General features: G+C 71.1%; 8 protein-coding genes and 2 pseudogenes. 3 read left to right on the forward strand and 7 right to left on the reverse strand.

Translation table 11 applies throughout. From position 1 onward, the window contains the following. Positions 1-114: pseudogene (locus ACZ5XS_RS38825) on the forward strand (esterase); the annotation flags it as partial. 131 nt (positions 115-245) lie between these two features. Here ACZ5XS_RS38825 and ACZ5XS_RS38830 read toward each other — a convergent pair. Further along, the gene (locus ACZ5XS_RS38830) at positions 246-1,505 is read right to left on the reverse strand and encodes a glucarate dehydratase family protein (protein ID WP_468659507.1); all 1,260 of its coding nucleotides are present in this window, start codon (positions 1,503-1,505) and stop codon (positions 246-248) included. Next, the gene (locus ACZ5XS_RS38835; RefSeq protein ID WP_468659509.1) at positions 1,502-2,437 is read right to left on the reverse strand and encodes an extracellular solute-binding protein; all 936 of its coding nucleotides are present in this window, start codon (positions 2,435-2,437) and stop codon (positions 1,502-1,504) included. Before ACZ5XS_RS38835 ends, ACZ5XS_RS38830 begins: the two co-directional genes overlap by 4 nt. A gap of 241 nt (positions 2,438-2,678) precedes the next feature. Here ACZ5XS_RS38835 and ACZ5XS_RS38840 point away from each other — a divergent pair, with 241 nt between their 5' ends. After that, complete coding sequence (locus tag ACZ5XS_RS38840) at positions 2,679-3,539, forward strand: fructosamine kinase family protein (protein WP_468659511.1); 861 nt, start codon at positions 2,679-2,681, stop codon at positions 3,537-3,539. Between the two features lie 138 nt (positions 3,540-3,677). Here the strand turns inward: ACZ5XS_RS38840 and ACZ5XS_RS38845 are convergent. Both ACZ5XS_RS38845 and ACZ5XS_RS38850 read right to left on the reverse strand, forming a co-directional pair. Then, positions 3,678-5,853: pseudogene (locus ACZ5XS_RS38845) on the reverse strand (TerD family protein). A 60-nt stretch (positions 5,854-5,913) separates the two neighbouring features. Then, entirely contained in the window at positions 5,914-6,303 is a 390-nt protein-coding gene (locus ACZ5XS_RS38850; RefSeq protein ID WP_217238298.1) for a DUF5997 family protein, read from the reverse strand. A 58-nt stretch (positions 6,304-6,361) separates the two neighbouring features. On the opposite strand from ACZ5XS_RS38850, the gene ACZ5XS_RS38855 reads away from it, so the two are divergent. Next, positions 6,362-7,135: a LysR family transcriptional regulator substrate-binding protein gene (locus ACZ5XS_RS38855; protein WP_468659513.1), complete on the forward strand. Its 774-nt coding sequence runs from the start codon at positions 6,362-6,364 to the stop codon at positions 7,133-7,135. Positions 7,136-7,165: 30 nt separating this feature from the next. Here the strand turns inward: ACZ5XS_RS38855 and ACZ5XS_RS38860 are convergent, their stop codons facing one another. The 3 genes from ACZ5XS_RS38860 to ACZ5XS_RS38870 all read right to left on the reverse strand — a co-directional run bounded on the left by ACZ5XS_RS38860 (position 7,166) and on the right by ACZ5XS_RS38870 (position 11,603). Continuing rightward, positions 7,166-9,973, reverse strand: a complete 2,808-nt coding sequence (locus tag ACZ5XS_RS38860; protein WP_468659515.1) for a beta-L-arabinofuranosidase domain-containing protein — start codon at positions 9,971-9,973, stop codon at positions 7,166-7,168. A 432-nt stretch (positions 9,974-10,405) separates the two neighbouring features. Continuing rightward, complete coding sequence (locus ACZ5XS_RS38865; protein WP_468659517.1) at positions 10,406-11,107, reverse strand: HAD family hydrolase; 702 nt, start codon at positions 11,105-11,107, stop codon at positions 10,406-10,408. 19 nt (positions 11,108-11,126) lie between these two features. After that, the gene (locus ACZ5XS_RS38870) at positions 11,127-11,603 is read right to left on the reverse strand and encodes an Lrp/AsnC family transcriptional regulator (RefSeq protein ID WP_468659519.1); all 477 of its coding nucleotides are present in this window, start codon (positions 11,601-11,603) and stop codon (positions 11,127-11,129) included. Positions 11,604-12,086 lie beyond the last annotated feature (483 nt).

A 12,086-nucleotide genomic window follows, 5' to 3' on the forward strand; every position in this document is an offset into this window, starting at 1 on the left:
CAGGGCATCATCCACGACTTCGTGATGCTCAACGCCCTGCGCGAGACCCACGCCGCCGAGGCCGCCATCAACCAGGCCGTCAGCACCCTGCGCACGGCTCTGGGCACCGCCTGACGGCCGCGGGGCGCGCACGGGCAGTGAGGGGCGGGTTGCGGTGGCGTGCCGGGTGCGGGTGCGTGGGGGCTGGTCGCGCAGTTCCCCGCGCCCCTGAGGCCGGCACGCCCGGCCACGTCATCGCCCAGTCGTCACCAACGCGGCAGCTTGAGCTCGTACTCCGGCCGGAACCGCCGCATGTAGCCGGTGTCGTCCCGCGTACGCACGCCGGAGTCCACGTACAGCCGGTGCAGCCGGTCGAGGGCGTCGTGGTCGAGTTCCACGCCGAGACCGGGCCCGGTCGGCACCTCGACCGCGCCGTCGCGCAGCTCCAGCGCACCCGGGACGATCATGTCGTCGGCCGAGTTCCACGGGTAGTGCGTGTCGCAGGAGTGGTCGAGGTTCGGGATGGCCGCGGCCACATGGGTCATCGCGGCGAGGCTGATGCCCAGGTGCGAGTTGGAGTGCATGGACAGCGCGAGCCCGAACGCCTCGCAGACCGCGGCCAGTTCACGGGTGCGGCGCAGTCCGCCCCAGTAGTGGTGATCGGTGAGCAGGACCTGGATCGCGTCCTGCTCGACCGCCGGCCTCAGGTGTTCCCAGGCGATCACGCACATGTTGGTCGCGAGCGGCATCGGCACGTCCCGCGCGACCGCCGCCATACCGGGGATGCCCCTGGTCGGGTCCTCCAAGTACTCCAGGACTCCGTCCAGTTCACGGGCCACGTACGCCGACGTCTCGACCGTCCAGGCGGTGTTGGGGTCCAGGCGCAGCGGCTGTCCGGGGAACGCCTCCGCCAGCGCCTTGATCGCGGCGATCTCCTCGTCCGGGGCGAAGACCCCGCCCTTCAGCTTGAACGAGCTGAAGCCGTACCGCTGTCGCATCAGCCGGGCCTGCTCGACGATGCCGGCCGGGTCCAGCGCCTCGCCCCAGTCGTCGCCGACGGCCGCGCGGCCGTCGAGCGCCGGGTGTTCGGCCCACTTGTAGAAGAGGTACGCCGCGAACGGCACGGAGTCCCGCACCGCGCCGCCGAGCAGGTCGACGACCGGGCGCCCCAGCAGCCTGCCCTGCGCGTCGAGGCAGGCGACCTCCACCGCGGAGGTGGTCCAGCCGCGCTCGTGAGAGCTCGGCACGGTCGGCAGCAGGGCCGCGTCGACAGCGGCCGCGACGGCCGTCGTGTCGAAGACGTCCATGCCGACGACCACCTTCGCCGCCGCCTGGAGCCGCTCCAGGCGGGCCGTGCCGCCCGGCGACTCGCCGAGACCCACCGTGCCGTCCTCCAGGACGAGTTGCAGGATCACCCGCAGGGCGAGGGGCTCGTGGACGCCGTTGGAGTTGAGCAGCGGCGGGTCGCGGAAGGCGATCGGGGTGACGATCAGCTCACGGATCCTCGTGTCACCGGACCTGCTCATGCGCCGGCCACCTCCAGACCGCGGTCGATGAGTTTCGCCAGCCGGGCGACGTGCTCCGGCGCCGGATCGACGAGGGGCGCCCTTACGCCGCCCACGTCCAGGCCGCGCAGTGTCACCCCGGCCTTGACCAGTGCCACGGCGTATCCGGGGACCTCGTCCCGGAGCTCGACCAGTGGGCCGTAGAACTCGTCGAGCAGCGTGTTGACCAGCTCTTCGTCGTTCTCGGCGAGCGCCCGGTGGAAGGCCAGGGCGATCTCGGGGGCGAAGGCGAACACGGCGGAGGAGTACAGCTCGACGCCGATGCCGCGGTAGGCGGGCGCGGTCATCTCGGCGGTGGGCAGGCCGTTGAAGAACGTGTCGGCCCTGCCGTCGCCGTCCGGGTCCCCGGTGGCGAAGGCCTTGGCGACCTGCAGCATCTCCTGCCAGGTCGTGGGCGCGTCGAGACCGAGCTTGCGCAGCCAGTCCTTGCGGATCATCAGGGTCTGGGCCTGGCGGGAGTACGGGATGCCGTAGTGCCTGCCGTCGACGCCCACGGTGGAGGACCAGGACTTGTCGGTGATCTGGTCGTGGCCCGCGATCGTGTCCGGGGTGATGGGCTCGAGCAGCCCTTGGCTCTGGTAACTGCCCATCAGAGCCGTGTCGTTGATCATGACGTCGGGCAGGTCCTTGGTGGACGCCCGGCTCTGCAGCTGCTGGTCGAAGTTGACGACCGGCTGATAGTCGATCTTGATGCCGGTCTTCTTGGTGAAGGCGGCGAAGACACGGTCGTAGGTCGCGGCGGAATCCGGATTGCTCCGGGTCCACACCTCCAGCGTGTTCGGGTCGCCGCCCCCGGCGCTGTCGGAACCGGAGCCGCAGGCGGCCGTTCCGAACAGCAATCCCCCGGCGGTCAGCGCGGCGGCCAGGCGGCGACTTCGTCGGCGATCGCCCATGGACACTCTCCGTTCATATCCGTGAACGTGCTTCACGAATCTAAATGATCGCCCAAGCTACGAATCGTTTCACCCAGATGTCAATGAGAAGCTGAAACATTTCACCAGCGTCACACACACTCGGGTGACGGCCCTGTGAGCCGCTTTCCACCGAGGACGCGTTGTCACGGGCGGGCCGGCGGCCTACCGTTTCGGGCGTGCTGCGTGCGGTGGAAGCGGACGAGGAACGGTTCGGTACGACATGACACGCGAAGGGCCGGGTGCAGTGGCGGCGCGCCTGACCGGGCGCTCGGTCACCGCGGTGCGCCCGCTGTCCGGGACGCTCGCCGAAGTCACCCTCGACGGCGGGCCGGTGGTCGTGGTCAAGCCGGGAGAGGGGCCCGGTGCCGTCGAGGCCGAGGCGGCCGGACTGCGCTGGCTCGCCGAGGCGGGGACGGTCCGTGTCCCGGCCGTCCACGGCCACGACGGGCGTCGTCTGGTCATCGACCGGGTCCCGCAGGGCCGGCCCACGGGCGGCGCGGCGCTCCGGTTCGGCCGGGACCTCGCCGCCCTGCACGCCGCCGGGGCACCCGCGTTCGGCGCCCCGCCGCCCGGCGGCCCGAGGGACGCGTACATCGGACGCGCCCCGATGCGCAACGCCGACGGCAGCGACTGGCCGGCCTGGTACGCCGAGCACCGGGTGCTGCCCTACCTGCGTCGCGCGGTCGACGACGGCATCCTGCGCCCCGCCGAGGCCACCGTGATCGAAGAGGTCTGTGCGCGCCTGCCCGAACTGGCGGGCCCGGCGGAACCGCCCGCCCGGCTGCACGGCGACCTGTGGAGCGGCAACGTCCTGTGGGGCGCCGACGACGAGGTCCATCTGATCGACCCGGCCGCGCACGGCGGCCACCGTGAGACCGACCTGGCGATGCTCCACCTCTTCGGCTGCCCCCACCTGGACCAGGTGCTGGACGGCTACCGGCGGGCGGCGCCACTCGTCGACGGCTGGGCGGACCGCATCGGCCTGCACCAGCTCTTCCCGCTGCTCGTGCACACCGTGCTCTTCGGCCGCGGCTACGCCGAACAGGCCCTCTCACACGCACGAACGGCCCTGGCGCGCTGATCCGCGCACCCGGGCCGTCGTACGAACAACGCCTTGCGGCGCTGACGCCGAGGGCGAGGGCGAGGAAAGCGAAGGGACTATTTCAAGGAGTGTGAGAAGGAAGCCCCTTCATGGCCTCGCCGTGGTCGACGCCAGCAGTCAGCCGGGGATCACGTCGCGCAGATCTTCGAGGGTGATGACCCGGGAGTCCGGGTGCAGCCCCTCGGGACGCTCCAGGCCGATGTACGTCACCGGCCCGTCCGGCACCGACGTGCCGTCCCACACCGTCACGCCGTTGGCGGCGCCGTCGGCCATCAGCTCCGTGAGGTACCGCACCGTCAGCTGCTCGCGCTCGACGATGCCGCGCAGCAGCGTGGCGACCGAGACCCGGTTGCCCTCGACCCGGTTCGACTCCGGGGTGCCCTTCAGGTACAGGTGCAGCCACTTGGCACGCCACCCGGCCGTCCTCGCCCCGCACGAACGCCAGCGGCAGCGCCACCCGGCCCGGCCCGCGCAGCTCCGACTTCATCCGCACGGTACGCGCCTCGAACGGCCGGCCCTTCTGCTCGCCGTCACGGAGCATGAACCCGAAGAACGACTCCTCGACCTCCTCGAAGCCCTCCCCGGAGAAGAGGTTGACCTGCGGCACGACGAACGTGCCCCGCACGGCGCCGAGCCGCAGGTCGATGAACTCCGAGGCCCCGTCCGGCGCTTCGACGATGTCACCGGAGTGCTCGCCGTCCACGGCGGTGAGGTTCGTGTACGACAGCCAGGAGACCGTCTCGTAGTCGGCGCCCGGCATCAGCGCCGACAGGTCGTAGTCGGTCGTGCGCTCGGTCTGCTTCCAGTACACGAAGAAGCGCAGCAGCTCGCCGTCGACCGGGGAGACCGAGCCGCGCGGGAGCACGCCGAGGCCCGCCGCGGTCGCCTTCCCGCTCAGCGGGAGCGCCACGTCGAGGACATCGGGGTCGACCAGCAGGTGGCCCGGCGCGGGGAGCCGGCGGCGCAGTTCGGCGTCGAGCGCGGCGATCAGGCGGTCGCGTTCCGGTGCCGGAAGGGGTGCGCGGTCGTCGTCGTGGACCCAGGCGCGGCCGAGGCGGTTGACGAACACGCGTCGCCGGCCGGTGTCCCCGGCACGGTTGTGCAGGTGCTCGCGGACCGACAGCACGACCCGGCTGGAGACCTTGGACACGACCTCCTCGGCCGCGGCCACGACGGACTCGCGCGCGTCCTGCGTGGATGCCGTGCGCAGCAGGTGGTCCAGGGCACGGAACAGCTTGCCCGGAGCGGACTTCAGCAACTCGGCCGCCGCCACCACGTCACCCGCGCCGAGCAGCTCCTCGACCCGGCTGTCGAACGACCGCGCCTCCTTCTCACCGCGGGCGACGGCGAACACCTCCGCGGCCTGCGGCCGGCGCGGGTACTCGTGCGGGTGCAGCCGCTCGCCGAGGCGCTTGAACTCCTCGCGGTGCGCGTGGACGTCGGCGAGCTTGGCCGGGGCCGCGGCGACGACGGCGTCCAGGCCGGCGAGCAGCGCACGCCGCACGGGGCGCGACAGCGACCGGAACCGCGTGGGCTCCTGAAGGGTCACGTCACCGCCCGACAGCGCACACGCCAGCCGCAGCACGTCGGTGACGGTGTCCAGCAGCAGATCCGCGCCCACCTTCAGACGGGCCTCGTTGACGACGGCACGGTTCTCCCGTACCGGAATCGCCTCCGGCTGGGGCCCGCTCGCGCACTGCTCCGCGAGGGCCTTCAGGTCTGCCAGACCCTCCTCGCCCAGGGGAGTCGCGCTGCCGGCCAGGGCCAGGTAGAGGCCGGTGACCTCGTCGTCGAGCGTGCCGCCGAGGTGCAGCACCGTCATCCGGTCGCCCGCCGCGGCGATCAGCTCGTCGTGGGCGGCGAGCATCTCGGCGTACGTGTGCTGGTAGCGGCCGTACGACGGGAGGGTGAGCAGGTCGACCACACCCCGGCGCAGCTGCGCCAGGACGCCGGCCCGCGCCGTGCTGTCGTCGAGTGCCTCGGTGATGCACTGCATCCAGAAGTCGAAGGTGTCCGGCACATTGGCCGGGAAGTCGACGAAGTAGACATTGTGCCCGACGTGGTCGCCGGCCATCTCGCGGACCGTGCGCAGCGTGCGTACGGCGGTGTCGACGACCGTGCCCTCGGACAACCCCGACAGGCGCTCCAGCAGCTGTGCCGACAGCTTGAAGCCGACGGACATCAGCGCGGCGTCGAACTGCCGCGCCGCGACGTCCCTCGCACCGGCGGGTCCGGCGGGGGAGGGGAGGCGGTGGGTGTGCCGGACGACCAGCGGTTCCAGACTCTCGACCATCCCGGGATGATCGCAGAGTGGCGCACGCCGGCGCACCGGAGTTTTCGACCGGTGTTCGAGTCAGGAACGCTGGTCCTGATCGGCCTTCTTCTCCTTGATGCGCACGGCTTCCTTGCGCACGTCGGCCTGGGTGGCGCGCTCCTTCTCCAGCCACTCGGGCCGGTCCTTCTTGAGCGCTTCGATCTGCTCGGTGGTCAGGGGCTCCGTGACCCCGCCGCGCGCCAGGCCGGCGATGGAGACGCCGAGCTTCGCCGCGACGACCGGGCGAGGGTGCGGGCCGTTGCTTCGCAGCTCCTGCAGCCACGCGGGCGGGTTCGTCTGGAGCTCGTTCAGCTCGGAGCGGGTGACGACTCCGTCCTGGAACTCCTGAGGGGTGGCCGGGAGGTACACACCCAGCTTCTTCGCCGCGGTCGCGGGCTTCATCGTCTGGGTGCTCTGGTGCGACTTCATGGTGTCCAGACTATCGACCGCGCACGAGGCGTCCGACCACGGCGGGTAGCCTGGCGTGGTGACAGGCTCGCCAGCATCCCCCTCGTTCCGCCTCGCGTACGTCCCTGGAGTGACCCCCGGCAAGTGGGTGCGGATCTGGCAGGAACGCCTGCCGGACGTCCGCCTGGAGCTCATCGCCGTGGCGGCCGCCGAGGCATCCGACGTGTTGCGCGCCGGGGACGCGGACGCGGCGCTCGTACGGCTCCCGGTCGACCGTACGGTCTTCAGCGCGATCCCCCTCTACACGGAGACGACGGTCGTCGTGGTCCCCAAGGACCACGTCGTGACGGCGGCCGACGAGGTCTCCGCCGAGGATCTCGCCGACGACATCGTGCTGCACCCCCTCGACGACGTCCTCGACTGGGAGCAGCCGCCCGGACAGCCCGCCTTCGAACGCCCCGCCACGACCGAGGACGCCGTCGAACTCGTGGCGGCGGGCATCGGCCTCCTCGTGGTGCCCCAGTCCCTGGCCCGCCTGCACCACCGCAAGGACCTCACCTACCGCCCGCTCGTGGACGCCCCCCAGTCCGGCGTCGCGCTGGCCTGGCCCGAGGACGCGACGACCGACCTGGTCGAGGACTTCATCGGGATCGTCCGCGGCCGGACACCCAACAGCACCCGGGGCCGCACCAAGCCGGAGCCCGAGGCCCGCCCCGAGCGCAAGCGGACGGACCAGAAGGCCGGCGGCCGAAAGCCGACCCCGGGCAAGACGCCCCGGCGCGGATCCGGCGCCGCCCGCGGTTCGACCGGCACCCAGAGCACCCGCCGGGGAAAGCCCCGCCGCCGGTCGTAGGGCAGCTTCTGATCGCTGCCGCGCAGGGCGTCAGGCCGTGAAGGACGCCTTGCGCGCCGTGCTCACCACCGTGTCGCCGTCGGCCCGGGCGAGCAGCCCGGCGGACACCCACGCGTCCACCGTGGACCGCACCCGGGACACCAGCGCGCCCTTGCTCGCGAACGGTGCCGCGGCCCAGATCTCGTCCAGCAGCGTGGTGCCGTCCGCCTTGGCGGGGTTGGCCACCCCGGAGTCGACGGTGCCGAAGACCACGCGCGGTTCGGCACGCCGGAAGTAGGCGTGCGTCGGGTCCTCCGTGCCCTCGAGGAACGGGGCGAACTCGGTTCCGTCCAGGGTGTAGTGGAGCGGCTTGCCGCTCACGGGCGTGAGGGTGGGCAACAGGTCGCCGGAGAGGGCGGCGTTGCGGTACAGGCCGAACGGCAGGTGGTCCGTGGCCGGGTTGCGGCCGACGAGGTTGACCGGACCGTAGAAGAGGGTCTGCAACGACGGGTCGTCGAGAGCCTTCTCCACGCGCAGCCGGAACGGTATGGAGACGCGCACGGTGTCGCCCCTGCGCCAGGTCCGGGACACGGCGAAGTAGCTGCCGGGGGTCGGAGTACCGGACACCGCACGCCCGTTGACCGTGACACGGAACCCGGCCGTCGCCCAGGACGGCACACGCAGCCGGAGTTCGAAGGCGGCGGCACGGCCGCCGCCGATGGTCAGCGTCGTCCCCTGTTCCCTCGGGTAGTCGGTGGTCTGGGTGACCGTGACGCCCTTCTCCGCCCAGGTCAACGTGGACGGGCTGTAGAGGTTGACGTACAGGGCCGTGCCGTCGGCCTCCTTGAAGTACACCGAGTCCTGGTACTTCGTCGCGCTCTCCATGCCGGTGCCCTCGCAGCAGGTGGTGCCCTGCTTGGGCGTGTAGTCCCGCACATGACCGGGCGTCAGGCCGATGAAGTACGTGACGAGCGGCTTCTCCGCGTCGGCCTTGTCCTGCTTGGAGCCGAGCACCTGGTTGTAGAGCGCCCGCTCGTAGTAGTCCATGTACTTCGGCGACTGGTCGTGGAAGAACAGCATCCGGCTGAGCTTCAGCATGTTGTACGCGCAACAGGTCTCGGCGGTCGTCGAGTTGATCGTCCCCGCGATCACCCCGGAGGCCTTCCAGAACTCCGTGGCGCTGGTGCCGCCGATGCCGTACATGCGGCCCGGCACGACCATGTCCCAGAAGTTCTTCGCGGCGGTGAGACAACGCTCCTCGCCTGTCGCGTCGTACAGCCGGACCAGCCCGGTGAAGATCGGGATGTGCTGGTTGGCGTGCAGCCCGTCGAGGATGTCGGTGTCGGCCGCGCAGGCGTCGATGAGCTTGTCGAGGTCGAACAGCTTGGCCAGCGCGAGGTGTTCGGCCTTGCCGGTGAGCGTGTGCAGGTCGACGATCGCCTCGACGATGCCGCCGAACTCGCCGCTGGAGAAGATGCCCCACATCCGCTGGAGGGTGGCGTCGGGCAGCCTGGACAGCCGGGAGTACATCCAGTCGCACATGCCGGACGCCAGGTCGAGTGCCCGCGCGTCGTCGGTGGCGCTGTACGCGTCCAGCAGGCCCCTGAGGATCTTGTGCGCGGTGTAGTAGGGCGCCCACACCTTGGTGTAGTCGGGACTGGTCCTCGACTCCAGGTCGATGAACTGCGTCTCCGGGTACGCCGCCAGGAACCCGGGATGGCTGGGGCCGCCCCAGGTGCGGCGCAGGGTGGCGGTGAGGCCGCGGCCGGAGGCGTCCGCGAAGGCCGAGCCCGTGGTCTCGTCGAAGGCGTACGAGGCGAGGTCGCCCCGGCCGGCGGAGACCTCGGCGGCCCGGCCGCCCTGCAACTCGCCGACCTCGGCGGCGGTCAGGGCACGCGACCAGACGTTGAACTCGTCGAAGGCGCCCGCGAAGACCGGGTCGGCGGAGTAGTTCGAGCGGCCGAGCCAGTGGTGGGCGAGGGCGCCCAGGGCCGCCGGGGTGAGGGACATCGAGGTGTTCTGCGCGACGGCCGTGCCGTTGACGTACAGAGTGCCCGTGCCGCCCGCGATCGTCACCGCCAGATGGCTCCACTGGTTCAGCGGCAGCGCGGCGGTGCCGTTGAGGCCCTGTTCGCCCCCGGCGCCGCTCGTCGTGATGGCGAAGCGGGGCACGCCGCCCGCGTTGCGCGCGGCCAGGTACAGGTAACGCGTGGTGTCGTTGCCGAAGTCGAAGATCCGGGTCCAGTTGGCGTCGTGCGTCGGCTTCACCCAGGCGGAGAGGGTGACCGCGGAGGCGCCGTCGAGGACGCCGGCGGGGAGATCGACGTACTGGTAGGAGCCGCGGACGTTCTCCGCCGAAGTCCCGAACCTGCCGGGGGAGTTCAGCACGACCGGGTCGTGACGCAGCGCCTCGCGCACCTCGGTGAGCGCCTCGACCATGGTGAGGGTCTTGTCGACGAACACCTGCTCGCCGGTGCCGGCGTAAGCCTGGGCGAGCATGGTCAGGAAGTGACCGGGGTAGTGGCCGCGCAGGTTGCCGTTGGCTTCACCGTCCAGGCCCTCCCAGCCGCCGGGGGCGACGGCACCGCCCGTGGCGAGGCCGGCGTTGGCGCGAAAGACCTGGAGCAGCCGGTTCACGTCGTAGCCACGGGCGTGGTCGAGCATCAACTGCCGCTTGTCGGCGAAGACGCCCTGCCCCAGTTTCACGTCCTCGAGCGAGAACGGCCGTACGGTCCACACGGACGGTTCCTCCGAAACTGCGGCGACTGCCCGGCCGGTGGCCGCGTACGAGATCGCGGGGGCCGCCGCGGTGAGCGCGGCGGCCTGGAAAAGGTGCCGTCTGGAGAGGGGCGGTGCCATGTGTGCGCCTCCATGGGTCCACGATATGCGGGTGTTCGGAATGACGAACATCGTGCGGATGGTCGACCAGACGATAGGGATGGTGAGGGTGAGGGTCAACGGGTCGGGAGCTTCCAGTTCCGGCCGCTCTCCACGAAATCCAGGCGCCCGGCGGCCCGAGCCGGGTGACGGTCACGGATCCCCGGTCACCTGCCGGCCGCGCGTACTCCCGAGCGTCGCCTTCCGGCGGGCAACGGCGCGGCCGACCGGAAGCCGGTCGCGTGGGTCGTCGCGACCCCCAGTCATCGGTACCCCGCCCTGCGGCCGGGAGGGAGACATGGCCGGTCACGGTGACCGTCCTCGCGGTACCCGCGAGCGCCGGTGACACCGGCCGCGACGGGGGAGGTGGGCGGCGGGACTGGGGCGCCGGCCGAGGCGTCGGCCCGCGGTCGGCTACCGCGGCCCCGGCGAAACCGTCCGTACGAGCCAGTCGTACGCGGCCCGTGCCGTGAACTCCGCCTGTCCACCGCGCAGGAGAAGGTCCGCCGTGGCGAACTCAGGGTCGTCGGCCTGGGCGGCGATGTACGGGATCGCGATGCAGCGCATGCCGGCCGCGTGCGCGGCGGCGGCGCCCGGGGCCGCGTCCTCCACGACCACGCAGTCGGCCGGGTCCGCGCCGAGCCGGCCGGCCGCCTCCAGGAACACGTCCGGGGCGGGCTTGCCCTGCGCGACCTCGTCGGCCGAGACGACGGTCCGGAGGTGCTTGGCCAGTCCCGTGCCGACAAGGATGGCCTCGATGGCCTCGGGCGACGATCCGGAGGCCACGGCCATCGGGACGTTCTCGCCCGCCAGCAGCTCCACGAACGTGCGCATCTCCGGGTAGGCGGAGGCGGAGGCGCGCGCCAACTCCAGATAGCGGCGGTTCTTGGCGGCCAGAAGTTCCTCCACCGGCGCGCGCAGCCCGTACAGCTCCTTCCAGTGGGCGACGGTCTCCTGCGTACTGATGCCGACGTACCGCTCGTGGTCCGCCCAGGTGAAGTCCGGGACGCCGTGCTCGGCCAGGGTCTGCCGGCCGGCCTCGTAGTAGTTCGGCTCGCTGTCCACGAGCGTTCCGTCAAGATCGAAGATGACCGAAGTGCCGCCGAAATTGCTCATGGCTTCACGATCTCAAAGGTCATTTCCTGGCCGCACGCCCGATCGACTCCACCAGTGGCAGCAGTCGCTGCGGAACGCGTTCGCGCAGGGCCACCTCGGTGCGGGTGCGGACGACACCGGGCAGACCGATCAGCTTCTGGATCACGTCCTCCAGGTGCGCGTTGTCCCGCGCCACGACCCGCGTCAGCAGATCCCCGCCGCCCGTGATCGAGAAGGCCTCGACGATCTCCGGTACGGCGGCCAGCGCGTCGCCCACGTCGTCCAGGTTGCCCTGGGTGACCTCGATGTGCACGAACGCGAGCACCGGGTGACCGAGCGCGGCGGGGGACAGTGACGGCCCCGTCCCGGTGATCACCCCGTCCCGCTCCAGACGGTCCAGCCGGGCCTGGAGCGTGCCGCGGGCGACCCCGAGGATGCGGGCGTACTCGCGCACGCTCGTGCGGGGCTGCTCCAACAGCAACCGCAGGATACGGGTGTCGAGCTCGTCCACGGCCATGGCGTCCGGCCTCCTCGTGCATCGTCCGTCGGCCCGCCGGTGGACGAGCCGAAGCCGTTCTGGCTGTGCCAATGGTCCAGCATCCCAGGCGGCACTTATGCAACGGAGCAGGGCGTTCCGGACGGCGCTGCAGTTCACGGCCGGTTGATCCCGTTGGAGGCAGTGGGACCAACCGGGTCGGTGGGTGTGGTCCTGGTCCGCCGGTGCGGGCCGAAGGTGACTCATTCCGACCTCTTGGCACCTTCTGGCGACGCCACCTAACGTTCGCGAAAGTTTCAGTCAACCGGTTTCCTTAGATGGAAATAACCGATACATCCGAGCAGAGCCCAAGAAATCGGTCATTTCAGTGACAGTGAGATATCGGCCATGACTGACGTTGAGTCAACTGGGCAGTAGAGCCGCCCCTGCGACTCACCGCGGACGCGACCACCGTCGCAGTCGCGGTCTCCTGGCACCGGTACGGGCGCCCGTCCACGCAGACGG

The sequence above is a fragment of the Streptomyces sp. NPDC033131 genome, assembly GCF_055578365.1.

Coding starts and splice junctions, on each gene's coding strand:
- ACZ5XS_RS38830 (WP_468659507.1), bottom strand. CDS start 1,505: ATGAGCAGGTCCGGTGACACGAGGATCCGTGAGCTGATCGTCACCCCG.
- ACZ5XS_RS38835 (WP_468659509.1), bottom strand. CDS start 2,437: ATGGGCGATCGCCGACGAAGTCGCCGCCTGGCCGCCGCGCTGACCGCC.
- ACZ5XS_RS38840 (WP_468659511.1), top strand. CDS start 2,679: ATGACACGCGAAGGGCCGGGTGCAGTGGCGGCGCGCCTGACCGGGCGC.
- ACZ5XS_RS38850 (WP_217238298.1), bottom strand. CDS start 6,303: ATGAAGTCGCACCAGAGCACCCAGACGATGAAGCCCGCGACCGCGGCG.
- ACZ5XS_RS38860 (WP_468659515.1), bottom strand. CDS start 9,973: ATGGCACCGCCCCTCTCCAGACGGCACCTTTTCCAGGCCGCCGCGCTC.
- ACZ5XS_RS38865 (WP_468659517.1), bottom strand. CDS start 11,107: ATGAGCAATTTCGGCGGCACTTCGGTCATCTTCGATCTTGACGGAACG.
- ACZ5XS_RS38870 (WP_468659519.1), bottom strand. CDS start 11,603: ATGGCCGTGGACGAGCTCGACACCCGTATCCTGCGGTTGCTGTTGGAG.